This window comes from Rhodanobacter sp. C03, assembly GCF_002001175.1.
Classification (GTDB): domain Bacteria; phylum Pseudomonadota; class Gammaproteobacteria; order Xanthomonadales; family Rhodanobacteraceae; genus Rhodanobacter.
This window is the reverse complement of sequence record NZ_MUNT01000001.1, coordinates 632,741-655,834: the sequence shown is the minus strand read 5'-3', so window position 1 is coordinate 655,834 and position 23,094 is coordinate 632,741. Positions and strand designations below refer to the sequence as shown.

The window sequence follows — 23,094 nt, the reverse complement described above, 5'->3', positions numbered from 1 at the left end:
CGAGCATCGGGAATCGGCATGCCTGACCAGCTGGACAAACTGCTCACCAAGATCCGTGCCTGCCGACTGTGCGCGGCACACCTGCCACTGGGTCCGCGGCCGGTGCTGCAGGCTTCGACCACATCGCGCTTGCTGATCGTCAGTCAGGCGCCGGGACGCAAGGTGCACGACAGCGGCATCCCGTTCAACGACGTCAGCGGCGATCGCCTGCGCGACTGGTTGGGCATCGGGCGCGACTCCTTCTACGACGCCAGCCGCATCGCGATCGTGCCGATGGGTTTCTGCTTTCCCGGCACCGGTCGTGGTGGCGATCTGCCGCCGCGACCGGAATGCGCACCGACCTGGCATCCGCGCCTGCTGCCGTTGCTGAAGCAGGTCCGACTGACCTTGGTGATCGGCCAGTATGCGCAGGCCGGCATCCTCGGCGTGCCGCGCGGCACGCGCCTCACCGACACCGTGCAGGCCTGGCGTGAACATCTCGCGCAGGGCTGCCTGCCGCTGCCGCATCCCAGTCCACGCAACCGGTTGTGGCTGGTGCGCAATCCGTGGTTCGAAACGGAGTTGCTGCCGGTGTTACGCAAGTGCGTGAACACCGCACTGCACAGCTCCGACTGAGCACGTCGGACTGGGCAAGCGCTGCAGCGCGCCTTGCCGGTCCCCTGCGGCATCCTCTAAGGTGCTTGGGCTGGTGGCCACGGGGCAGTTCCCTCGGCTATGTCAGGGGACACACTGTTGGATATCTGCTTGTGAATCTGAAGCTCCGCCTTGTTGCGATGAATTTTTTGCAGTTCTTTGTCTGGGGCTCCTGGCTGATCACCATCGGTGCCTACTGGTTCCAGAACCGGCATTGGTCGGGCGCGCAGTTCGGCGCGATCTTCTCGACCATGGGCATCGCCTCGCTGTTCATGCCCTCGATCATGGGCATGATCGCCGACAAGTGGATCAATGCGGAAAAGCTCTATGGCGGCCTGCACATCGCCGGCGCCATCGTGCTGTTCGCGATACCGCTGGTCGACAATCCCACCACTCTGTTCTGGGTGATGTTGCTCAACATGATGTGCTACATGCCGACCATTTCGCTGTCGATCGCGGTGGCCTACTCGGCGTTGAAGGGCAGCGGCAAGGATGTCGTGATCGATTACCCGCCGATCCGCGTGTGGGGCACGATCGGTTTCATCGTGGCACTGTGGGTGGTCAGCCTGCTGCATCTGGAAACCTCCACCGGCCAGTTCTACGTGGCCTCCGGCGCAGCGTTGCTGCTTGGCGTGTACGCCTTCACCTTGCCGCCGTGCAAACCCAAGCTCGGACACGGTCCGAATCGCTCGCTGCTCGACACGCTCGGCCTGAATTCATTCGCCCTGTTCAAGAACAGCAAGATGGCGGTCTTCTTCATCTTCGCCATGTTGCTGGGCGCCGCCCTGCAGCTGACCAATGCGTATGGCGACACCTTCCTGCATGACTTCGCCAACGTCGATGCGTACAAGGACACGCTGACGGTGCGCTATCCCGCCATCATCATGTCGATTTCGCAGGTCTCCGAAACGCTGTTCATCCTGGCGATCCCGTTCTTCCTGAAACGCTTCGGCATCAAGATGGTGATGCTGATCAGCATGCTGGCATGGACGCTGCGCTTCGGCCTGTTCGCCTACGGCAACCCGGGCCCCGGCCTGTGGATGATCGTGATGTCGTGCATCGTGTATGGCATGGCGTTCGACTTCTTCAACATCTCCGGCTCGCTGTTCGTCGAGGGACAGAGCGACCCGGCGATCCGCGCCAGCGCGCAGGGCCTGTTCATGCTGATGACCAACGGTGTGGGCGCGGTGCTGGGCAGTTCGCTGAGCGGCCTGATCATCCAGTTCTATTTCACCGATGCCAATGGCAGCAAGGACTGGCACGGGATCTGGCTGGCCTTTGCCTCGTATTCGCTGGTGGTGGCGGTGCTGTTCTTCTTCCTGTTCAGGCACAAACACGAGCCGCAGCACCTTCGGGTTCTGCCGACGCACTGACGGCGCCGCGCCGGGCCAGCAGCGGCCGGGCCGGCTACAATGCGCGGATGCGCATCGGCCCCTACCTCATCGACCCGCCCGTGGTGCTCGCGCCGATGGCGGGCGTCACCGACAAGCCGTTCCGCCTGCTGTGCAAGCGGCTGGGCGCGGGTCTTGCCGTATCGGAAATGACCAATGCCGATCCGCGCCTGTGGCACACGCGCAAGTCGCTGCAGCGGATGGATCACATCGGCGAACCCGAGCCGGTCAGCGTGCAGATCGCCGGCTACGACCCGGCGATGCTGGCCGAGGCGGCACGCTTCAACGTCGCCAATGGCGCGCAGCTGATCGATATCAACATGGGTTGCCCGGCCAAGAAAGTCTGCAACGTGTGGTCGGGCTCGGCGCTGCTGCAGGACGAGCCACTGGTGGCGCGCATCGTCAAGGCCGTCGTCGATGCGGTCGAGGTACCGGTGACCTTGAAGATCCGCACCGGCTGGGACCGACAGAACAAGAACGCCCTGAACATCGCACACATCGCCCAGGACAACGGCATCGCTGCGCTGGCCGTGCATGGCCGTACCCGTGCCGACAAATACGAAGGCGACGCCGAGTACGACACCATCACCGCGGTGAAGGCGGCCGTGCGCATTCCGGTACTGGCGAACGGTGATGTCAGCACGCCGCAGCAGGCGCGTCACGTGCTCGACGTCACCGGCGCCGATGCATTGATGATCGGCCGCGGCGCGCAGGGCCGACCGTGGATCTTCCGCGAGATCGCGCACTATCTCGCCACCGGCGAGCTGCTGCCCGAGCCGGAGCCGACCGAAGTCGCCACGATCCTGCTCGGCCACCTCGAACAGCTCTATGCGTTCTATGGCGAGCTGGCGGGTGTGCGCATCGCGCGCAAACACCTTGGCTGGTACGCCAAGGACCGGCCGGAGAACGCCGCATTTCGGCAAGTGGTCAACCGTGCTGAATCGGCCGACGCCCAGCTGCGCCTGACCCGCGACTATTTCGCCGCCCTCGCCGCCGGCGAGCGGCTCGCCGCCTGAACGAATCCCTGTACGGCCGTCCATACGGCTGAACATCCGCCTAACCCTTTCGACCCCAGAATCGCCCGGGGCTGCAAAACCGGGAGCGTCGATGTATCATGTCGGGCTTCTTGTATCTCTCTATCCGCACGAAAGGATATATACCGCGATGTCCAACTACCTGTTCACCTCCGAATCGGTCTCCGAAGGCCATCCGGACAAAGTCGCCGACCAGATCTCCGATGCCGTGCTCGACGCGATCATCGCGCAGGACCCGCGCGCCCGCGTCGCCTGCGAAACCATGGTCAAGACCGGCGTGGCGATCGTCGCCGGCGAAGTCACCACCAGCGCGTGGATCGACCTGGAAGCGCTGACCCGCAAGGTCATCATCGACATCGGCTACAACTCCAGCGAAGTCGGCTTCGACGGCGAGACCTGCGGCGTGCTGAACCTGATCGGCAAGCAGTCGCCGGACATCAACCAGGGCGTGGACCGCAAGAACCCGGAAGACCAGGGCGCCGGCGACCAGGGCCTGATGTTCGGCTATGCGACGAACGAGACCAAGGACATGATGCCGGCGGCGATCTACTACTCGCACCGCCTGGTCGAACAGCAGGCCAAGGTCCGCAAGAAGAAGAACTCGCCGCTGCCGTGGCTGCGCCCGGACGCCAAGAGCCAGGTCACCCTGCGCTACGAGAACGGCGTGGCTACCGCCATCGACGCCGTGGTGCTGTCGACCCAGCACGATCCGAGCGTGAAGCAGAAGGATCTGATCGAAGGCGTGCGCGAGCTGATCCTCAAGCCGGTGCTGCCGGCCAAGCTGCTGCACAAGGGCACCAAGTTCCACATCAACCCGACCGGCAAGTTCGTGATCGGTGGCCCGGTGGGCGACTGCGGCCTGACCGGCCGCAAGATCATCGTCGACACCTACGGCGGCTGGGCCCGTCACGGTGGCGGTGCGTTCTCGGGCAAGGATCCGTCCAAGGTCGACCGTTCGGCTGCCTATGCCGCGCGTTATGTGGCGAAGAACATCGTCGCCGCCGGCATTGCCGACCGCTGCGAAGTGCAGGTCAGCTACGCGATCGGCGTGGCACATCCGACCTCGATCTCGGTGACCACGTTCGGCACCGGCAAGATCAGCGACGACAAGATCGAGAAGCTGATCCGCAAGCATTTCGACCTGCGCCCGTACGGCATCCTGCAGATGCTGGATCTCATCCACCCGATGTACCAGCAGACCGCCAGCTACGGCCACTTCGGCCGTACCCCGCAGAAGGTCAAGGACGCCAACGGCAAGAGCTACACCACGTTCTCGTGGGAGCAGACCGACCGCGCCGATGCGCTGCGCGCCGATGCGAAACTGAAGTAAGTCAGCAGCTGCCCGTTGTTGAACAGAAACCCCGCGGCATGCCGCGGGGTTTCTGTTGTGGGGCCTCGGCAACGGAAGCAGTGGCTGAACTACGTCAGGGGTTCAACCTGGCGAGTCAGTACGCTGGTCACTCAGCGATGCCCGATAAGCACCGCGGTCACCTGTTCGGCCAATGCCTCCACCGTGTGGTTGACCGTCTCCAGATGCACTTCGGGCTGCTCGGGTCGCTCGTACGGTGAATCAATGCCGGTGAAGTTCCTGATCTCGCCGGCACGCGCCTTCGCGTAAAGCCCCTTGACGTCGCGCTGCTCGCAGATCGCCAGCGGCGTGTCCACGAAGACTTCCCGGAACTCGCCTTCGGCGAACAGTTCGCGCGCCATGCGCCGCTCGCTGCGGAACGGGCTGATGAAGGAAACCAGCACGATCAGGCCGGCCTCCACCATCAGCTTGGCCACCTCGGCCACGCGGCGGATGTTCTCGACGCGATCCTCGTCGGTGAAACCCAGATCGCGGTTGAGCCCATGCCGCACGTTGTCGCCGTCCAGCATGCAGGTGTGATAACCCAATGCGTGCAGGCGCTTTTCCACCAGGTTGGCCACGGTCGACTTGCCGGAGCCGGACAGGCCGGTGAACCACAGGCAGGCCGGCGCCTGACCCTTGATCCGTGCACGCGCGGTGCGATCGACATCCATATGTTGCCAATGGATGTTGTCGGCGCGACGCAGGGCGAAGTTCAACGTGCCCGCTGCCACCGTGTTGTTGCTCTGCCGATCGATCAGGATGAACGCACCCATCTCGCGGCAGTGCTCATACGACTCGAACGCAATGGCGTGATCGAGACTGAGGTTGCAGTAACCGACTTCGTTCAACTCCAGCCGTTTGGCGGCCAGCGGCTCCTGCGTGTTGACGTCGACCTTGTGCTTGATCTCGGTGACCTGCGCACTCACGGTGCGTGTGCCGATCTTCAGCCAGTAGGATCGCCCCGGCAGCAGCGGCGCCTCGCCCATCCACAGCAGGTGCGCGGCGAACTGGTCGGCTACCTGCGGTGGTTGCGCGGCCGCGACGATGACATCGCCACGACTGATGTCGCGCTCGTCGGTCAGCGTCAGCGTGATCGCAGCGCCAAGGCTGGCACGCGGCAGATCGCCATCGGCCGTGACGATGCGCGCCACCCGCGAACGGACGCCACTCGGCAGCACCACCACTTCATCGCCCGGCGCAATGCAACCGGCGACAACGTGGCCTGCATAGCCGCGGAAGTTCTGATCGGGCCGGCATACCCATTGTACCGGCAGGCGGAAGCCGACATCGTCGACCACATGCGCGACCTGCACCGTCTCCAGACGCTCCAGCAGGCTGGGTCCGTCGTACCAGCCGATGCGATCCGAACGGCTGCTGACATTCTCGCCGCGCAACGCCGACAGCGGCACCGCGCTGACCTGCGCGATGCCCATCGAGTCGGCCAGCTCGCGATAATCCGTCTCGATCGAACGGAACACGTCCTCGGAGTAATCGATCAGGTCCATCTTGTTCACCGCCAGCAGCACATGGCGGATGCCGAGCAGCGCGCAGATATAGGTATGCCGGCGCGTCTGCGTCAGCAGGCCCTTGCGCGCGTCGACCAGCACCACCGCGAGGTCGGCGGTGGAAGCACCGGTAGCCATGTTGCGCGTGTACTGCTCATGCCCGGGACAATCCGCCACGATGAATTTGCGCCGCTCGGTGCTGAAGAAGCGGTAGGCAACATCGATGGTGATGCCCTGCTCGCGCTCGGCGGAGAGGCCGTCGACCAGCAAGGCGAAATCCAGCTCACCGTTCTGCGTGCCGTGGCGCAGGCTGTCGCCTTTCAGCGCCGCCAGCTGGTCGTCGAACAGCAGCTTGCTGTCGTACAGCAGGCGCCCGAGCAGGGTGCTCTTGCCGTCGTCCACGCTGCCGCAGGTGATGAAGCGCAGCAGGCTCTTGGTTTCGTGCTGCTGCAGGTAGGCGTCGATCGCCGTGCCCGCGTCATGCTCCGTGCGCATCAGAAATAACCCTCCTGCTTCTTCTTCTCCATCGACGCGGACGGATCTTGGTCGATCACCCGGCCCTGACGCTCGGAGGTGCGCGCCACCAGCATTTCCTGGATGACTGCCGGCAGCGTATCGGCCTCGGACTCGATCGCGCCGGTGAGCGGATAGCAACCCAGCGTGCGGAAACGCACCTTGCGCATTTGCGGGACCTCGCCCGGGCGCAGCGGCATGCGCTCGTCGTCGACCATGATCAGCGTGCCATCGCGCTCGACCACCGGCCGCTCGGCGGCGAGGTACAGCGACGGCACCTCGATCTTTTCGCGGTAGATGTACAGCCAGATATCCAGCTCGGTCCAGTTCGACAGCGGGAATACACGCACGCTCTCGCCCTTGGCGATGCGTGCGTTGTAGAGGTTCCACAGTTCCGGCCGCTGGCTCTTCGGATCCCAGCGATGCTGCGCGTTGCGGAACGAGAACACGCGTTCCTTCGCACGCGACTTCTCCTCGTCGCGGCGTGCGCCGCCGATCGCGGCATCGAACTGGTACTTGTCCAGTGCCTGCTTCAGCGCCTGGGTCTTCATCACGTCGGTATGCACGGTCGCGCCGTGGGTGAACGGGCCGATGCCCTGCGCCACGCCATCCTGATTGATATGCACGATCAGCCGGCAGCCGGTTTCCTGCGCACGGCGATCGCGGAACGCGATCATCTCGCGGAATTTCCACGTCGTGTCCACATGCAGCAGCGGGATCGGCGGCGGCGCCGGATAGAACGCCTTCTGCAGCAGGTGCAGCAGCACCGAGGAGTCCTTGCCGATCGAGTACATCATCACCGGGTTGCGGAATTCCGCCGCCACCTCGCGCAGGATGTGGATGCTTTCCGATTCCAGCTGATTCAGGTGCGATGTGTGCGCAAGCGTATCGAAGTTGGTCATGTTGCTGCCGTTGATATCCGTCCGGATTCTAGTCGGGGCCGTGCGATTTGCGTAATGGCCTGCTCGACAGCTACATGCCAACAGACAGGTGAACGACATCGTCCACCACCTGCACGGCAACCTCCCGCAGATGTTCGCCGCGGCAAGGCCCGGCGATGCACAGCCCATCGCCTTGATTGAAGGTGGCGCCATGCACGGCGCAGATCAGCGTGTCGTTCTTCAGCAGAAACTTGCCCGGCGCATAGTCCAGCCGGCGTCCCGTATGCGGGCAGACGTTGAGATAACCATGCACCTGTTCGCCGTGCCGCAACAGGATCAGGCTCTCCTCGCCATCGGCCAGCATGGCGTCGACGGCGGTAGCGCCGCCATCGGGAATTGCATCCAGCCGGCATAACGGCTGGGCGGGGGTAACTATATCCATCGGCACTTGCCTCGGGGGCTGGATGGCCCCATCGTTACACGCGTAAGTCGTTGATTTTACCACACGGATTTTTAACACATGCACGTCTCCATGCCCTCCATGCGCCGTTCCCGTCATCCGCTGGTCCGCGCGCTGTCGCTGCTGATCGGTGTGGCACTGATCGGCGTGCTGCTGGTGTTCGGCCTCGTTGTGGCGGGCGTGTTGCTGGTCGGCGGCAGCTTGCTGCTGGCCTGGCGCCAGTGGAAGCATGCGCGCAACCCGGCCAGGCCCGCCGCAGCACGTGCCGCGCATCAGCCTGATGTGCTGGAAGGCGAGTTCGTGGTGATCCAACGGCAGGGCCGTCCCGTCGCGCATTGAGCGCATGATCCTCCTGTAGGAGCGCATCCCCGGATCGAGTCCGGGGCAGGTTCTGTGCGCGATGCTCTTTGTGGGGGCGACCTCAGTCGCGATAGCTTTTTTGGAAGACCAGCAAGAGCATCGCGACTGAAGTCGCTTCCACGCGTCGTTCGCGCACGACCGAAGGAGGATATGCTGCGCTTCTTCCAAGACACGACTGGCCCTTGCGGACAACGGGCGTGCGCTCACGGATAATGCGCCGTCCCCACACGATCCGCCCTCATGTCCAACCACCCTGCGGCCAACACGCCGCATCGCCTGAGTGATCCCCACGTACTTATTCCCGTGGCGCTGTTCGCGCTATACGTGATCTGGGGCTCGACTTATCTGGGCATCCGTTACGCCCTGGAAAGCTACCCGCCGTTCCTGCTCGCCGGCGTGCGCTTCCTGTGTGCGGGCGTGGCGTTGTATGGCTTTTTGCGGCTGCGCGGGATGGCGCCGCCGACGTGGCTGCAATGGCGCAATGCGGCGTTTACCGGCTTGCTGCTGCTCGGCTTCGGCAACGGTCTGGTCTGTTTTGCGGAAGAGCGGGTGAGCTCCGGCATCGCCGCGGTGGCGGTGGCCAGCATGCCGCTGTTCGCCGCGCTGTTTTCCGGCATGTATGGCGAGTGGCCGAACCGGCGCGAGAGCATCGGCCTGGCGATCGGCTTCGCCGGCGTGATCGTGTTGAATCTGGGTAGCAGCCTGTCCGGCTCACGGCTTGGCGCGATGGCACTGCTGGTCGCCGCGATGTGCTGGGCGTTCGGCTCGGCCTGGAGCCGTCGCCGGGAAATGCCACCAGGGCCGATGAACACCGCCGCGCAGATGCTCTGCGCCAGCATCGCCCTGCTGATCTTCGGCTTTGCCAGTGGCGAGCAATTGCCGGCACATCCGACCATGCGCGCCACCCTGGCCGTGGTCTATCTGGCCGTGTTCGGCTCACTCATCGCGTTCAGTGCGTACCTGTATGTACTGAAGCGTGCGCGACCGGCGCTGGCCACCAGCTACGCCTACGTCAACCCGCCGGTGGCCGTGCTGTTCGGCGTGCTGCTGGCAGGTGAGCACGTCGGCCCGTACGATCTCGCCGGGATGGCGATCATCCTGCTCGGTGTGCTGGTGATCACCTTGGCGAAACAGAAACGGGCGCACTGACTGCCGGGGAAGCGGAGGCTCGGGTCGCTCTCGTAGGAGCGGCTTCAGCCGCGATGCCTCTAGCCGGTGTGCCGCGGTGTGTCGCGAAGAGCATCGCGACTGAAGTCGCTCCTACAGAGGGAACGGCGTTCAGCGCCAGCCGGACGTGATCGGATAACGCCGCTCGCGACCGAATGCCCGCGTGGTCACGCGCGGTCCTGGTGCCGACTGTCGGCGTTTGAACTCGTTCAGCAGCACCAGCCGCACCACCCGCCGCACGGTGTCGACGTGAAAGCCCTGCGCGGCGATTTCCGCCTGTGACTGCTCGCCTTCGATGAATCGCTCGAGGATCGCATCCAGCTCGTCGTACGGTGGCAGCGAATCCTGATCGGTCTGGTTGTCACGCAACTCGGCGGAGGGCGGGCGCTCGATCACCGCAGCGGGAATCATGTCGACTTCGCCGGTCCGCGCCGCCTGCGCATTGCGCCAGCGCGACAGCTTGTACACCACGGTCTTGTAGACGTCCTTCAACGGCGCGTAGGCACCGCACATGTCGCCATACAGCGTGGCGTAACCCACCGCCATCTCGCTCTTGTTGCCGGTCGCCAGCAACAGGCGGCCGTGCTTGTTGCTGAGCGCCATCAGCATCACGCCGCGGGTGCGCGACTGCAGATTTTCTTCGGTGGTATCGGCTGGCTTTCCGGAAAATGCGGGGGTCAGCGCATTGACGAACGACTCATAAGTCGCCTCGATCGAGATCACGTGATAGTCCACGCCGAGCCTTATCGCCTGCGCGCGCGCGCCATCCAGCGACAGCTGCGAGGTATAGCGCGTCGGCATCATCACCGCGGTGACACGTTCGGCGCCCAATGCATCAACTGCCAGCGCGAGCGTCAGCGCCGAATCAATGCCACCGGACAAGCCGAGCAGTACACCGCCGAAACTGTTCTTGTCGATGTAGTCGCGGGTGCCGCGCACCAGGGCCGCGTACAGCGTGGCTTCGATGCAGGCATCTGCAGGCACCGGCCAGTCTTCGGCGTGCAAGGTGCGAGTTATCGGATCGAACTCGGCCCACAGCAGCACATCGACGAAAGCCGGTGCGCGTGCCGCGATCGAACCGTCACCGTTGACCAGCAGCGAAGCGCCGTCGTAGACCACCTCGTCCTGGCCACCGACCAGGTTGAGATAGACGATCGCACAGCCAGTTTCGCGCGCGCGCGCGACCAGCACGGCTTCACGTTCAGCCTGCTTGGCGTCGTCCCATGGCGACGCGTTGATCACCACGATCAGCTCGGCGCCGGCCGTCGCGGCCTGCTCTGCCGGTTCGGGGCGCCACACGTCCTCGCAGATCAATAGCCCGATGCAGACGCCATCGATCACCGCGGTAACCGTCGCATGACCCGGGCGGAAATAGCGCTTGTCGTCAAACACGCCGTAATTGGGCAAGGCCTGCTTGTGCGCGGTGACCTCGACCCGGCCACCGCGCAGCAGGCTGGCGGCGTTGTACACCTCGCCCTCGCTGTGCGGATGACCGACCAGCGCAGCGACGCCATTGGTGGCAGCGGCCAGTGCGGTCAATTCGCTGTCGCAGGCAGCCAGGAAACTCGGGCGCAGCAGCAGATCCTCCGGCGGATAACCGCTCAAAGTCAGCTCCGGAAACACCACGAGCGCGGCACCACCGCTGCACGCCTGCGCGATCAGGTCGCCCACCTTTGCGGCATTCGCCGCTACCGCACCCACCGGAAAATCGTGTTGGGCCAGCGCCAGCCGCAGCCTTGCCATGGTCCTGCTCCAGAAATGACGAAGGCCGCAACCCTGAGGGGTCGCGGCCTTCGCATTTTAGCGCGCCAGCGCCGACTTACTTCATCAGCTTCGCGAGTGCCTTGCCCAGATCAGCCGGCGATTTCACCGTGGTGACGCCAGCCTTCTCCAGTGCGGCGAACTTGGCTTCCGCCGTGCCCTTGCCGCCGGAGATGATCGCACCGGCATGGCCCATGCGCTTGCCCGGAGGCGCCGAAGCACCGGCGATGAACGACACTACTGGCTTGGTCACGTACTCGGCAATGAACTCAGCCGCGTCTTCCTCGGCCGAGCCGCCGATCTCGCCGACCATGATGATGCCCTGGGTCTGTGCATCGTCCTGGAACAGCTTCAGGCAGTCGATGAAGTTCAGGCCGTTGATCGGGTCGCCGCCGATGCCGATGACCGTGCTCTGGCCCAGGCCTTCGTTGGTGGTCTGGAACACCGCTTCATAGGTCAGCGTGCCGGAGCGCGAGACGATGCCGACCTTGCCCGGCATGTGGATGTGACCCGGCATGATGCCGATCTTGCACTCGCCCGGGGTGATGATGCCGGGGCAGTTCGGCCCGATCAGCACGATCTCCGGATGCTGCTGCAGCACGTTCTTCACGCGCAGCATGTCGAGTACCGGGATGCCTTCGGTGATCGCCACGATCACCTTGATACCGGCATCGATCGCTTCCAGGATCGAGTCAGCCGCGAACGGCGGCGGCACGAAGATCACCGACGCGTCGGCGCCAGTCTCGAGGACTGCTTCATCGACCGAATTGAAGACCGGCAGGCCGATATGCTCGGAACCGCCCTTGCCCGGGGTCACGCCGCCGACGACCTTGGTGCCGTAGTCGAGGCACTGCTGTGCATGGAAGGTGCCCTGCTGGCCGGTGAAGCCCTGCACCAGCACCTTGGTGTTTTTATTGACGAGAACGCTCATTCGATTGCTCCTTAAACCTTGGCCGCAGCCACGGCTTTCTGCGCCGCGTCGTTGAGATCGTCGGCCGGCGTGATCGCCAGGCCGGAATTGGCCAGCAGTTCGCGGCCCTGATCGACATTGGTGCCCTGCAGGCGCACCACCACGGGGATCTTCAGGCCCACTTCCTTGACCGCGGCGATGATGCCCTCGGCGATCAGGTCGCAGCGCACGATGCCACCGAAGATGTTGACCAGGATGCAGCGCACCTTGTCCGAGGACAGGATCAGCTTGAACGCCTCGGTGACGCGTTCCTTGGTGGCGCCACCGCCGACGTCGAGGAAGTTGGCCGGCTCGCCGCCTGCCAGCTTGATCACGTCCATCGTGGCCATCGCCAGACCGGCGCCGTTGACCATGCAGCCGATCGAGCCGTCCATCGTCACGTAGTTGAGGTTGTACTGCACCGCCGCGGCTTCGGCGGCATCTTCCTGGCTCAGGTCGCGCATCGCAGCCAGATCCGGATGACGGAACTCGGCGTTGTCGTCGGAGTTGACCTTGCCGTCGAGCGCGGCGAGGTTGCCGTCTTCCAGCACGGCGAGCGGGTTCAGCTCGACCAGGGCCAGATCCTTCTCGTTGAACAGCTTGTACAGGCCCAGCATGATCTTGGTCAGCTGGTTGACCTGCTTGCCGTTCAGATCCATCGCGAAACCGAGCTGGCGGCACTGGTACGGCTGCAGGCCCTCGACGAAGTCGATCACGATGGTGTGGATGTCTTCCGGCGTCTCTTTCGCGACCTGCTCGATGTCCACGCCGCCGTGCTTGGAGGCGATGAACGAGACGGACTTGCTGTCGCGGTCGACCAGGATCGACAGGTACAGTTCCTTGGCGATATTGGTGGCGTCGGTGACCAGCACCAGGTTCACCGGCAACGCACGGCCGGCGGACTGGTAGGTCTCCATGTGGGTGCCGAGCATGCCCTTGGCAGCAGCGCGCACTTCATCAAAGCTGCGGCAGAACTTCACGCCGCCGGACTTGCCGCGGCCTCCGGCATGGATCTGCGCCTTGACCATCCACTGCGAGCCACCAAGGTGCTTGGCGGCGTCGACGGCGGCGTCGGGAGAGTTGGCGATCTTGCCCGGCGGTACGGCGATGCCGTACTGCGCGAACAGTTCTTTGGCCTGGTATTCGTGGAAATTCATTCGATACCTCGAGCGAACGGGAAAACATGGCGGCCGCACGCTTGGACACGACGTGGGTCAGGAAGGTCGGACGGCGGAGTGACGCGCTGCCGAATGCAGTGCGCATGCCGGTGAACCGGCAAAACCGCGCAACACGGCCGCCTATTTTCGCGGAAGCGGGCGGTAATGAAAAGGGCAACGTGCCAAGCCGCCCCGGCAACCAGGCCTGATGCGCCCCGGCGCGCCGTTCCAACGCCAATCAGCCCGTCTATACTCGTCCGGAACCGCCATGGAGTGCCCGCCACGTGTCCAGTGCGCCACCCTTCTCCGCTACCCCCACGGGTACCGCGACGATCCGCCACGAGCTGACCTTCCTCAACACGTTCCGGCTGGTGCAGGCGCTGGTCTACATTGGCCTGGCCTTCAGTCCGACCGGATTGGGCTGGCCCAAGCTGGCTTCGCCCGGTCTCGCCCACAGCGTAGCCGCCGGCTACCTGCTGTTTGCCTTGGTTGCGCTGCTGTTCAACCGGCGCAGCATGGCCTACGTCAACATGGCCGTGTCGGTGACGCTGGCGGTGGACATCCTCGCCGCCGTGCTGGCGATTACCGCCATGCACGATGCGCGCATCGGCATTGCGATGATGCTGGCGGTGAACCTGAGCGCCGGCGCGCTGATCCTGCCGTTGCGGCTGTCCAGCTTCTTCGCGGCACTGGCCACGCTGGGCGTCCTTGGCCATACCGCCTTCGGCACGTCGGACAATCCCGGCGATCGCGATCTGCTGGAGGCGGCGCTGTTCGGCCTGGCCTATTTCGCCAGCACCACGCTGTGCCATGTGCTGGGTCGGCAACTGCGCGCCACCGAGGCGCTGGTCGAGCAGCGCAGCAGCGACCTGGCCAACCTGTCGCAGATCAACGAGCTGATCATCCGCCGCATGAAGACCGGCGTGCTGCTGGTCGACGACGCCAACCGCATCCACCAGATCAACGAATCGGCCTGGATGTTGCTGGGCAACCCCGGCGCCGACCAGCGCGACCTGGGCCAGCTGGCGCCGGAACTGTCGCGCCGGCTGTATCACTGGATGACCTCCGGAAAACTGGACGAGACCGCCACCCAGCTCGCCGATGGCGTGCCCGAGGTGGTGCCGCGCTTTACCCGGCTGGCACCGAACGACGATTCGCACGTGCTGATATTTCTCGATGACACCTCGCTGCTGTCGCGCCGGGCGGAAGAACTCACCCTGAGCTCGCTCGGTCGGCTATCCGCCTCGATCGCGCACGAGATCCGCAATCCGCTGGCGGCGATCCGCTACTCGGCACAACTGCTGGCCGAATCGCAAAGCATGGATGCCACTGACCAGCGCATGGTCGAGATCATCAACAACCATTGCATCCGGCTCAACGAGATCATCGAAAACATCCTGCAACTGTCCCGGCGCGAACGCTCGCGGCCGGAAACACTGGATCTCGGTCGCTGGACCCAGGCCTTCGTCGAGGAATACAGCCAGGGCAACGACCTCGGCATCGATTCGCTGCGCGCGATCGCCAGCAACGGCGCACCGGTCGCGGCCGTGGCCGATCCACAGCAATTGCAGCAAGTGTTGTGGAACCTGGTGCAGAACGCGCTGCGCTACGGCCGCCTGCCCGGTGAACCGGCGCGGGTGATGGTGGTGACCCGGCAGGGCGAGCACGGCGTGCCGATCCTCGAAGTGATCGACCGCGGCCCCGGCATCGCGCCGAAGGTGGCCGCGCAGATTTTCGAGCCGTTCTACACCACCCACGAATACGGCACCGGCCTGGGCCTGTACCTGGCCCGGCAGATGAGCGAGGCCAACCAGGCGGCGTTGGAGTATGTCCGTGTGGCCGGCGGCGGCAGCTGCTTCCGGCTGGTGCTGACGCCACCGGCGCGCAGCCCGGCCGCGTCGGACCCGCTGGAGGCCATTCACACCTCCACGCGTTGACCTTTTGGCCTGCCCTAGTAACCTGCAGAGTATTCCCTGTCCTACCAAAGAAGCCCATGACTGCACAGACCGTTCTGGTCATCGACGATGAACGCGACATCCGCGAACTGCTGACCATCACGCTGGGTCGGATGGATCTGCAGGTCGACGCCGTAGGCACCGTGGGCGAAGCGCGCCGCGCACTGGCCGAGCGCAGCTACGACCTGTGCTTCACCGACATGCGGCTACCCGACGGCAACGGCCAGGAAGTCATCGAGCTGATCGCCGCGAACCACCCGGACATGCCGGTGGCGATGATCACCGCCTACGGCAACGTCGATGCCGCGGTGAACGCGCTGAAGGCGGGCGCATTCGACTTCGTCTCCAAGCCGGTCGACATCCAGATGCTGCGCGGCCTGGTACGCACTGCCCTGCGGCTGGCCGAGGAGAAACGCACCGGCGGCGGCGCGGCGAAGATCGGCGATTCCAGCGAACGCCTGATTGGCACCTCGCCGGCGATGCAGCAGGTGCGCGCCACCATCGGCAAGCTCGCACGCAACCAGGCACCGGTCTACATCGCTGGCGAATCCGGCGTGGGCAAGGAACTGGTGGCCCGGCTGATCCACGAACAGGGTCCGCGCGCAAGCGGTCCATTCGTGCCTGTCAACTGCGGCGCGATTCCGTCCGAGCTGATGGAAAGCGAATTCTTCGGTCATCGCAAGGGCAGTTTCACCGGCGCCGGCGCCGACAAGGCAGGCCTGTTCCAGGCCGCCCAGGGTGGCACGCTGTTTCTCGACGAAGTCGCCGAACTGCCGCTGCACATGCAGGTAAAGCTGCTGCGCGCGATCCAGGAAAAAGCGGTGCGCCCGATCGGTGGTCGCGACGAAATTCCGGTGGATGTGCGCATCCTGTCCGCCACCCACAAGAACCTCGGCCAACTGGTCGAGCAGGGCCAGTTCCGCCAGGACCTGTTCTACCGCATCAACGTGATCGAGCTGCGCGTGCCTCCGCTGCGCGAGCGCCGCGGCGACGTGCCGCAATTGTCCGCGTTCATCCTGCAGGCACTGTCCGGCAAGAGCGGCGACAGCGTCGGCCAGTTGTCGCCGGCGGCACGCGAGGCGCTGGACGCATATGACTTCCCCGGCAACGTGCGCGAGCTGGAAAACATCCTCGAGCGCGCGATGGCGATGTGCGATGGCAGCAGCATCGACGCTCCCGATCTGATGCTGCCGCAGCGCAGTGCGCGCGCAGTCAGTGCGGAGGTGCCGGCATCCAGCCACGAGGCCCAACCGGCGCCATCAGCCGCCGCCGGCGCCGACGGCGGCCTCGACGACTACATCAGCAATATCGAGCGCACCGCCATCGTCAAGGCGCTGGAAGAATCGCGTTACAACAAGACCGCCGCCGCACGAAAACTCGGCATCACCTTCCGCGCGCTGCGCTACAAGCTGAAGAAACTCGGCATCGACTGAGGCGCAACCGGCTGTACCCGGCCCCATGTGGGCCGGCTTTCCTCGCAGCGACGGTGTCGCCTACCGGAGCACGTCGACGGCACCGACTCAGCCCCCGCCACTGGCAGCCGCCAGCGCCTTGCGCAGCGTGCGCAACAGCACCTGGGTAGTGACCGGTTTGTCGATCACGTACAGATGCGCCAGCGCAGGCAATTCGTGCAGATCCGGTGGTGCACCGGGACGCGCCAGGAGGATCACGGCGCCGGTGTAGCCCTGTTCGATCAGCGCGGCCAGCGTGCGCACGCCGGTGAACAGGTTCATGTCCGCATCCAGCACCACCAGATCAGGCAAACCGCCGGCCTCGATCCATTGCAACGCCGCGGTACCGCTCTGGCTGGCATGCGCCTGATAGCCGTAGGCATCCAGCGTGTCGGCCAGCAGCGACAGCTGGCCGGCCTCTTCCACCACGATCAGCACGCGTTCGGCGGCGCCTTCCAGGCTGTCCTGCTCATCCAGTGAGTCACCGTCAGCAACCAGCTCCTCCAGCGGGATATACAGATCGAAACGGGTGCCGCGACCCGGCGCGCTGTCCACCCGCATCACGCCGCCGTGACTGCCGACGATGCGCTTGCACGACAACAAGCCCAGTCCGGTGCCGGCTTCCTTGGTGGTGAAGAACGGCTCGAACAGATGTTCCAGTACCACCTGATCCATGCCGGGGCCGCTGTCGATCACGCTGATGCGCAGGTAGTGGCCCAGTCGCCGCTGTTCTTCCGGCAGGAAGAAGTCCGCCGCCAGCTGGATCTGCGAGGTTTCGATGCGCAGGTTGCCGCCATCGGGCATTGCCTGGATCGCATTCAGGCACAGGTTGAGCAGGCACTGCTGCAGTTCGGTGTGATTGCCTTCGAACGACAACTCCGGGTCGTCGATCGCCAGCTCCATCGTCACCGAGCGCGGCACGCTGCCCTGCATCAGCAGGTCGAACGCGCTGAACAACGAACCCAGCCGCACCTGCTCCGCGCGGCGCGCACCACGCGCGAACGACAGCATCGAGTGCACCATGTCCAGACCGCGCTTGCCGCAATCGCGCACCAGTTTTCCCAGCCGTGCCAGGCGTGGGTCGTCCTGGTAATCCTGCAGGCTGTCGCCGGCCAGCAGCAACGGCTGCAACAGGTTGCGCAGATCGTGGCTGAGGCCACCGGCGAGCATCGCCAGGCTCTCGAAGCGCTGCGCGCGGATCAGTTCCGCCTCGGCGCGACGATTGGCCTTGCGCGCCTCGACTTCGGTGAGCGCACGACGTACCGCGCTGGCCAGCCGGGCTGGATTCTGCTTGAGAATGTAATCGGTGGCGCCATTGCGTAACGCCTCGATCGCCGCGTCTTCACCCTGCGTGGCGGAGATGAAGATGAACGGCAATTCCTCGTCACGTTGACGCAACAGCTTGAGCGCATGGTCACCGGAAAAGCCGGGCATGCTCAGATCGGACAACACGATGTGCGGCTTGAACTCGTCCAGTGCCGCGACGAAACGCGCCTCATCGTCGACCAGTTGCACTTCGTAGACGATGCCATCGCTGTCGAGTTCGGCCAGCACCAGCTCGGCATCGAGCTGACTATCCTCGACTTGCAGCACACGAATGGTCGACATGATACGAAGCTGCCGGTTTGGCATGGTAATTCTCACGACTTCACTGGCCTGCACTGGCGGTGTGCACCTGTCGCGAGCCGCACCTGCGCTGCTCGCCCCCTGCCTCGCAACCTTTTCAATCCTTCTCGGGCGCCTGATTCAGCACCGCCCAGAACTGCCCCAAGGTGCGTACCGCCTCGAAGAACTGATCTACGTCAACCGGCTTGATCACATACGCATTGGCGCCCAGATCCCAGCTACGCGCCAGATCGCTTTCCTCGCGTGAGGACGACAGGATCACTACCGGAATCCGTCGCATCCGTTCGTCTTCACGCATGTGGGTCAATACGTCGAGCCCGTTCATGCGCGGCATCTTGATATCCAGCAGTACCACCGCCGGATCGCCGGGCTCGCGCGTGGCCCACGCCCCACGCGAATAAAGATAGTCCAGACAGTCCACACCGTCTTCCACATGTACGACCGGATTGACCAGGTGCGCTTCGTTCAGCGCGTCGATCGCCATTTCTGCATCGGCCCGGCTGTCTTCAACCAGCAAGATGGTACGCAGCTCTTTCTTGATCATATCGGTCTCAGTTATGTGCCCCGGCCAGATCGGTGGCCGGCAGCGAAAAATGGAAACGGGCACCCTTCCCGAGCTCGGCATCGGCCCAGACGCGCCCACCATGACGGACTACGATGCGCCTCACATTGGCCAGACCGATGCCGTTGCCGGGAAACTCCGAGGCACGATGCAGCCGCTGGAATACACCGAACAACTTGTCGGCATATTGCATGTCGAAGCCCGCACCATTGTCGGCCACGGTGAATTCGTAATCGCCATTGCGGCCCTGCTGCGTGCTCACCTCGATGCGAGCCACTTCGCAGTGACCGGTGTACTTGACCGCGTTGCCGAGCAGGTTTTGCCACACTGTGCGCAGCATGTTCTCGTCGCCGATCACCATCGGCAACGGCGCTACAGTCCATATGATGCGTCGCTCCTGCACCCCCGATTCGGCCAAGCCACGTGCTTCATCGACCAGCGACTGCATGTCCACCGCCTGCAGGCGCAGCGCGCCACGGCCGAGCCGCGAGAACACCAGCAGATCATCAATCAGCACGGCCATGCGCTGCGCCGAACCCGAGATCACCTCAAGATAGTGAGCCGCCTTGACGTCGACATGCTCGGCCAGATGATGCTCGAGCTTGCGTGAAAATCCCGCGATATGGCGCAGCGGCGCGCGCAGATCGTGAGAGACCGAATAGCTGAATGCCTCCAGCTCACGGTTGACGTCGGAAATCTGCGTCACCTTGCCCTCGAGCTGGCGGTTGAGCTCGTTGACTTTCTGCTCGGCCAGCGCACGCACAGTGACATCGCTCACGGTCAGCAGCAACGCGGGCGCATCGGTTTCCCTTTGCTGCAGGCGGCGCGCATTGATCACCACGTGCCGATCGACTCCATCGACCGTGCGCTGGATCATGTCGTAGTCCCACAACTCGCGATCGCGCAGCAATACATCGGTGAGCCGTTGCAGCAGGGCGCTATCGCTCCAGGCGCCCTCACCCATCTGTGCCAGCGGTTGCGCACGCTGCTGCGGATCCAGCCCGTACAGCTCGCTGAAGGCCGTATTCACCAGCAGGCTGTGAAGATTCCCGTCGAACAACGCGATCGGTTCGCGCACCGCCTGCAGGATCAACTGCGAACGTTGCACCGCCCGGTTTTCGCGAGTCTCGGCCACCTCGCGCCGGCCGATCTGCCGCTCGGACGCGATCACGATGATGGCCAGCAGCAGCAGCTGCGCCAGCGCCGTCACGCTCAACACGATACGGCCGTTCATGGCCTTTTGCCCGGCAGCCTTCTGACGAACCTGCAGCAGGTTGTCCTCGTTCTGCACGATGGCGCTGACCTGCGTGTTCATCTTGAACAAGTCGCCGGCATCCCGCAGTGACTGCCGGGCGCCGGGCGCATCGGCTTGCTGCAGCCGTGACAACGCCTGATTCATCAGGGCCATGCGGCCATTGATATCGGTCTCCAGCGCACCGATCTGGATCTGCTGATCGGGATTGTCACGCGTCATCACGCGCAACTGGCGCAGCATGGATGGCACTTCGCCGCTGGCTTGATTCGCGCGCTTGCGGGTCAGTTCATTGCCGTCACCGACCAGCAACCGGTAGCTTGCGGCCTCGCTGCTGCGCATCTCGTAGGCGATCTGAAAGGTCAGCGCTTTTATCGCGTTTGAATGAGCCACCCATCCCGTGGCCGTCTGGCTATCACGCGTATTGGCCAGGGTGACCACATACGGCAAGCCGACGATGATCAGCATCGCAAACAGCAAGCCGCCCACACGCCAGTTCGTGATATCCGTGATTTTCATGTGAAATGACGCATTGAAAACTTTGATGGATGAAACATCGCCGCATTCTGGCATGTTTTGACGGCTCGCCAATCAGCGTCGCGAAGGCTGCAAACGAGTCATCGGATCCATCGCAGCGACCCGGCTTGCTGCGCCCGGGTCACCGCGGCAACGGCTCACTGGCCGTAGCGACTCATCGCTGTCGGCCTCGCCGCATCATCCGTTCCCCACCGCATGTTCGGGGCGGCTTGCATGCTGAAATGCAGCTCGCCACCGGCGAGGATTTCGGCGTGATGCAGATAGACGCGATCCAGCGGCTTGCCGTTGAGCGTCACCGCACCGACATACGGATGCGCATCATCCAGCGGCGCGGCACTCACGCTGAACGTGCGCCCATTGCTCAGGTGGAGCGCCGCCTTCGGCACGAACGGCCGACCGATCGCATACTCGTCGCTGGCCGGCGTCACCGGATAGAAGCCCAGCGCCGTGAACACATACCACGCCGACATCTGGCCAAGGTCATCGTTGCCGGCGAGGCCGTCGGGCCGCGTGGCGTACTGGCTGTCCATGATCTGCTTCAGCCGCTGCTGCGTCTTCCACGGCGCACCGGCGTAATCGTACAGATAGGCGATGTGATGGCTCGGCTCGTTGCCGTGCGCATACCAGCCGATCAGTCCGGTGATGTCCTCGACGTTCTTGAACTGCGCCGGATCGACCTTGGCATCGAACACCTGGTCGAGTTTGGCGGTGAACTTCGCATCGCCGCCCATCGCGCCGATCAGTCCGGCTGCGTCCTGCGGCACGTACCAGGAATACTGCCAGGCGTTGCCCTCGGTGTAGTCGCTGCCGTAGCCGGCGAAAGCCGGATCGAACGGCTCACGGAACTGGCCGTTGCTCAGTTTCGCGCGCATGAAGCCGGTTTTCGGATCCCAGGCATTGCGCCAGTTGCCGGCACGCTGCTCGAACGTGGCCGCGATATCGGTCTTGCCCATCGCCTTGGCCATCTGCGCCAGCGACCAGTCGTCGTAAGCGTATTCCAGCGTTTTCGAGGCAGCCTCCACTTCCTTGTCGATCGGCACGTAGCCGAGCTTCATGTAGTCGCCAAGATCGCCGTACGGCGCATAGGTCGCGCTCGCCACCATCGCCTGCATCGCTGCATCCGCATCGAAACCACGCACGCCCTTGATATAGGCATCGGCGATCACCGGCACCGCGTGATAGCCGATCATGCACCACGTCTCCAGCCCCTGATACGCCCATACCGGCAGGATGCCGAACGGGCTGGCCTCGCGTGCAGCGATGAGCGAGCGGATGAACTGCGTGCTGAGATCGGGCCGCAACAACACCATCAGCGGCTCCTCGGCGCGATAGACATCCCACATCGACCAGCTGGAATAGAACTCGAACCCGTCGGCGTGGTGCACCTGATGATCCGGCCCACGGTAGTCGCCGTTGACGTCCATGCTCAGCGTCGGCGCCAGCATCGCGTGATACAGCGAAGTGTAGAAGCCGGTGCGCTGCGCCGGCGACCCTGCCACGTCGATCACCGACAACGCCTTGTTCCAGGCCGCCGTGGCTTCCACGCGACGGCCGTCAAAATCCCAACCCGCACCATCCTGATCGAGGTTGGCGATCGCGTTTGCCTGGCTCACCGACGAAATCGCCACCTTCACTTCGAGCGGCTGCTTCAGCTTGCCGAAATCGAATACGCCGACCAGTGCACGACCGTTCTGCGCGCTCTGATCTTCCGGCTGATTCCCAGGCCCCGCGAAGCCCTTGTAGACCATGTCCGTCTCGCGGTCATACAGCTCGCGCGACGCCATCGGCTGCGAGAAACGCATCGCAAAACAGAGTTCACGTCCCGGCGCCCAGCCACGGGTGGTACGACATCCAGTGACCGTGCCATCCGGATGTACACGCAGATCGGCCCACAGCACTTTGCCCGGGTAGTCGTAGATGCTCGGACGCAGGTCGAGCAGCACATGCGCCGGCTTGCCGGTCGGGAAGGTGTAGCGATGCCAGCCGACCCGACGCCCGGCGGTCAGTTCCGCGCGTACGCCGTAATCGCTCAACGTCACCGCGTAATAGCCGGCCTGCTCCACTTCGCTGGCGTGGCTGAAACGCGAACGGTAGCCGCTGCCGGGTTTGGCCGGATCGCCCGGGTCCAGTTTCACTTCACCCGCGATCGGCATCACCAGCACATCACCCAGATCCGAATGGCCTGAGCCGGAGAAGTGCGTATGCGAGAAACCCATGATCGTGGGATCGCCGTACTGGTAGCCGGCTGCCCACTTGTAGGCGTGCTTGAAGTCCGGCATCGCCGTATCCGGCGACAACTGGATCATCCCGAACGGCACCGTGGCACCAGGAAAAGTATGACCATCGCCGCCGGTGCCGATGCGCGGATCGACCTCGGCGGCATGACCGTTTGCGGGGCTCGCCGCCTGGGCGATTCCAGGCGTGACAACCACGATGCCAAACGCGGCAGCAACCAGCCAGGGGAGTAAGTGACGCGAACGGACGGTCATCATGAGCCTCGGATTTGGATCGATCTAGATCGGCAAGCTAACACCCGCGACGGGCTAACG

Annotated in this window: 18 protein-coding genes; 8 read left to right on the top strand and 10 right to left on the bottom strand. The window is 64.2% G+C overall.

Features of this window, described 5'->3' with window-relative positions:
• Positions 1–18 precede the first annotated feature (18 nt).
• From B0E48_RS02765 to metK, 4 genes are all read left to right on the top strand, one after another.
• On the top strand, positions 19–615 hold the full coding sequence (locus B0E48_RS02765; protein ID WP_174566706.1) for a uracil-DNA glycosylase family protein: 597 nt from the start codon (positions 19–21) through the stop codon (positions 613–615).
• 131 nt (positions 616–746) lie between these two features.
• Entirely contained in the window at positions 747–2,006 is a 1,260-nt protein-coding gene (locus B0E48_RS02760; RefSeq protein WP_077515889.1) for a nucleoside permease, read from the top strand.
• Positions 2,007–2,053: 47 nt separating this feature from the next.
• Positions 2,054–3,040 (top strand): tRNA dihydrouridine synthase DusB, encoded by a 987-nt coding sequence (gene dusB, locus B0E48_RS02755; protein WP_077515888.1) that lies wholly within the window; start codon positions 2,054–2,056, stop codon positions 3,038–3,040.
• Between the two features lie 148 nt (positions 3,041–3,188).
• Positions 3,189–4,388 carry a methionine adenosyltransferase gene (gene metK, locus B0E48_RS02750; protein ID WP_077515887.1) on the top strand — a complete coding sequence of 400 codons (1,200 nt, stop codon included), beginning with the start codon at positions 3,189–3,191 and terminating at the stop codon, positions 4,386–4,388.
• A 131-nt stretch (positions 4,389–4,519) separates the two neighbouring features.
• On the opposite strand, the gene cysN is transcribed toward metK, so the two are convergent.
• The 3 genes from cysN to B0E48_RS02735 form a co-directional block, all read right to left on the bottom strand.
• A complete protein-coding gene (cysN, locus tag B0E48_RS02745; protein ID WP_077515886.1) occupies positions 4,520–6,409 on the bottom strand; it encodes a sulfate adenylyltransferase subunit CysN in 1,890 nt (629 codons plus the stop codon).
• On the bottom strand, positions 6,409–7,329 hold the full coding sequence (gene cysD / locus B0E48_RS02740) for a sulfate adenylyltransferase subunit CysD (protein ID WP_077515885.1): 921 nt from the start codon (positions 7,327–7,329) through the stop codon (positions 6,409–6,411). Before cysD ends, cysN begins: the two co-directional genes overlap by 1 nt.
• A 70-nt stretch (positions 7,330–7,399) precedes the next feature.
• Complete coding sequence (locus B0E48_RS02735; protein ID WP_077515884.1) at positions 7,400–7,750, bottom strand: Rieske 2Fe-2S domain-containing protein; 351 nt, start codon at positions 7,748–7,750, stop codon at positions 7,400–7,402.
• Positions 7,751–7,828: 78 nt separating this feature from the next.
• Here B0E48_RS02735 and B0E48_RS02730 point away from each other — a divergent pair, with 78 nt between their 5' ends.
• Together B0E48_RS02730 and yedA are read left to right on the top strand one after the other, a co-directional pair.
• Positions 7,829–8,107, top strand: coding sequence for a hypothetical protein (locus tag B0E48_RS02730; RefSeq protein WP_077515883.1), 279 nt, complete (start codon positions 7,829–7,831; stop codon positions 8,105–8,107).
• A gap of 261 nt (positions 8,108–8,368) precedes the next feature.
• Positions 8,369–9,277, top strand: a complete 909-nt coding sequence (gene yedA, locus B0E48_RS02725) for a drug/metabolite exporter YedA (protein WP_077515882.1) — start codon at positions 8,369–8,371, stop codon at positions 9,275–9,277.
• A gap of 129 nt (positions 9,278–9,406) precedes the next feature.
• Here yedA and B0E48_RS02720 read toward each other — a convergent pair whose 3' ends face one another.
• The 3 genes from B0E48_RS02720 to sucC all read right to left on the bottom strand — a co-directional run bounded on the left by B0E48_RS02720 (position 9,407) and on the right by sucC (position 13,162).
• Positions 9,407–11,038 (bottom strand): NAD+ synthase, encoded by a 1,632-nt coding sequence (locus B0E48_RS02720; protein ID WP_077515881.1) that lies wholly within the window; start codon positions 11,036–11,038, stop codon positions 9,407–9,409.
• A gap of 76 nt (positions 11,039–11,114) precedes the next feature.
• Entirely contained in the window at positions 11,115–11,987 is an 873-nt protein-coding gene (gene sucD / locus B0E48_RS02715) for a succinate--CoA ligase subunit alpha (protein ID WP_077515880.1), read from the bottom strand.
• A gap of 11 nt (positions 11,988–11,998) precedes the next feature.
• Positions 11,999–13,162: an ADP-forming succinate--CoA ligase subunit beta gene (sucC, locus tag B0E48_RS02710; RefSeq protein ID WP_077515879.1), complete on the bottom strand. Its 1,164-nt coding sequence runs from the start codon at positions 13,160–13,162 to the stop codon at positions 11,999–12,001.
• Positions 13,163–13,446: 284 nt separating this feature from the next.
• Here sucC and B0E48_RS02705 point away from each other — a divergent pair, with 284 nt between their 5' ends.
• Together B0E48_RS02705 and B0E48_RS02700 are read left to right on the top strand one after the other, a co-directional pair.
• Complete coding sequence (locus B0E48_RS02705; protein ID WP_077515878.1) at positions 13,447–15,099, top strand: ATP-binding protein; 1,653 nt, start codon at positions 13,447–13,449, stop codon at positions 15,097–15,099.
• A 56-nt stretch (positions 15,100–15,155) separates the two neighbouring features.
• Complete coding sequence (locus tag B0E48_RS02700; RefSeq protein ID WP_077515877.1) at positions 15,156–16,550, top strand: sigma-54 dependent transcriptional regulator; 1,395 nt, start codon at positions 15,156–15,158, stop codon at positions 16,548–16,550.
• A gap of 87 nt (positions 16,551–16,637) precedes the next feature.
• Here the strand turns inward: B0E48_RS02700 and B0E48_RS02695 are convergent, their stop codons facing one another.
• From B0E48_RS02695 to B0E48_RS02680, 4 genes are all read right to left on the bottom strand, one after another.
• Entirely contained in the window at positions 16,638–18,176 is a 1,539-nt protein-coding gene (locus B0E48_RS02695) for a response regulator (protein ID WP_077515876.1), read from the bottom strand.
• Positions 18,177–18,291: 115 nt separating this feature from the next.
• Positions 18,292–18,738 (bottom strand): response regulator, encoded by a 447-nt coding sequence (locus B0E48_RS02690; protein WP_077515875.1) that lies wholly within the window; start codon positions 18,736–18,738, stop codon positions 18,292–18,294.
• Between the two features lie 7 nt (positions 18,739–18,745).
• Positions 18,746–20,527 carry an ATP-binding protein gene (locus tag B0E48_RS02685; RefSeq protein WP_077515874.1) on the bottom strand — a complete coding sequence of 594 codons (1,782 nt, stop codon included), beginning with the start codon at positions 20,525–20,527 and terminating at the stop codon, positions 18,746–18,748.
• A gap of 155 nt (positions 20,528–20,682) precedes the next feature.
• On the bottom strand, positions 20,683–23,034 hold the full coding sequence (locus B0E48_RS02680) for a GH92 family glycosyl hydrolase (protein ID WP_217317822.1): 2,352 nt from the start codon (positions 23,032–23,034) through the stop codon (positions 20,683–20,685).
• Between the last annotated feature and the right edge of the window lie 60 nt (positions 23,035–23,094).

Excerpts from the sequence above, each read along its gene's own strand:
- B0E48_RS02765 (WP_174566706.1), top strand. The coding sequence starts at position 19 with ATGCCTGACCAGCTGGACAAACTGCTCACCAAGATCCGTGCCTGCCGA.
- dusB (WP_077515888.1), top strand. The coding sequence starts at position 2,054 with ATGCGCATCGGCCCCTACCTCATCGACCCGCCCGTGGTGCTCGCGCCG.
- metK (WP_077515887.1), top strand. The coding sequence starts at position 3,189 with ATGTCCAACTACCTGTTCACCTCCGAATCGGTCTCCGAAGGCCATCCG.
- cysN (WP_077515886.1), bottom strand. The coding sequence starts at position 6,409 with ATGCGCACGGAGCATGACGCGGGCACGGCGATCGACGCCTACCTGCAG.
- cysD (WP_077515885.1), bottom strand. The coding sequence starts at position 7,329 with ATGACCAACTTCGATACGCTTGCGCACACATCGCACCTGAATCAGCTG.
- B0E48_RS02735 (WP_077515884.1), bottom strand. The coding sequence starts at position 7,750 with ATGGATATAGTTACCCCCGCCCAGCCGTTATGCCGGCTGGATGCAATT.
- B0E48_RS02730 (WP_077515883.1), top strand. The coding sequence starts at position 7,829 with ATGCACGTCTCCATGCCCTCCATGCGCCGTTCCCGTCATCCGCTGGTC.
- yedA (WP_077515882.1), top strand. The coding sequence starts at position 8,369 with ATGTCCAACCACCCTGCGGCCAACACGCCGCATCGCCTGAGTGATCCC.
- B0E48_RS02720 (WP_077515881.1), bottom strand. The coding sequence starts at position 11,038 with ATGGCAAGGCTGCGGCTGGCGCTGGCCCAACACGATTTTCCGGTGGGT.
- sucD (WP_077515880.1), bottom strand. The coding sequence starts at position 11,987 with ATGAGCGTTCTCGTCAATAAAAACACCAAGGTGCTGGTGCAGGGCTTC.
- sucC (WP_077515879.1), bottom strand. The coding sequence starts at position 13,162 with ATGAATTTCCACGAATACCAGGCCAAAGAACTGTTCGCGCAGTACGGC.
- B0E48_RS02700 (WP_077515877.1), top strand. The coding sequence starts at position 15,156 with ATGACTGCACAGACCGTTCTGGTCATCGACGATGAACGCGACATCCGC.
- B0E48_RS02695 (WP_077515876.1), bottom strand. The coding sequence starts at position 18,176 with ATGTCGACCATTCGTGTGCTGCAAGTCGAGGATAGTCAGCTCGATGCC.
- B0E48_RS02690 (WP_077515875.1), bottom strand. The coding sequence starts at position 18,738 with ATGATCAAGAAAGAGCTGCGTACCATCTTGCTGGTTGAAGACAGCCGG.
- B0E48_RS02685 (WP_077515874.1), bottom strand. The coding sequence starts at position 20,527 with ATGAAAATCACGGATATCACGAACTGGCGTGTGGGCGGCTTGCTGTTT.
- B0E48_RS02680 (WP_217317822.1), bottom strand. The coding sequence starts at position 23,034 with ATGACCGTCCGTTCGCGTCACTTACTCCCCTGGCTGGTTGCTGCCGCG.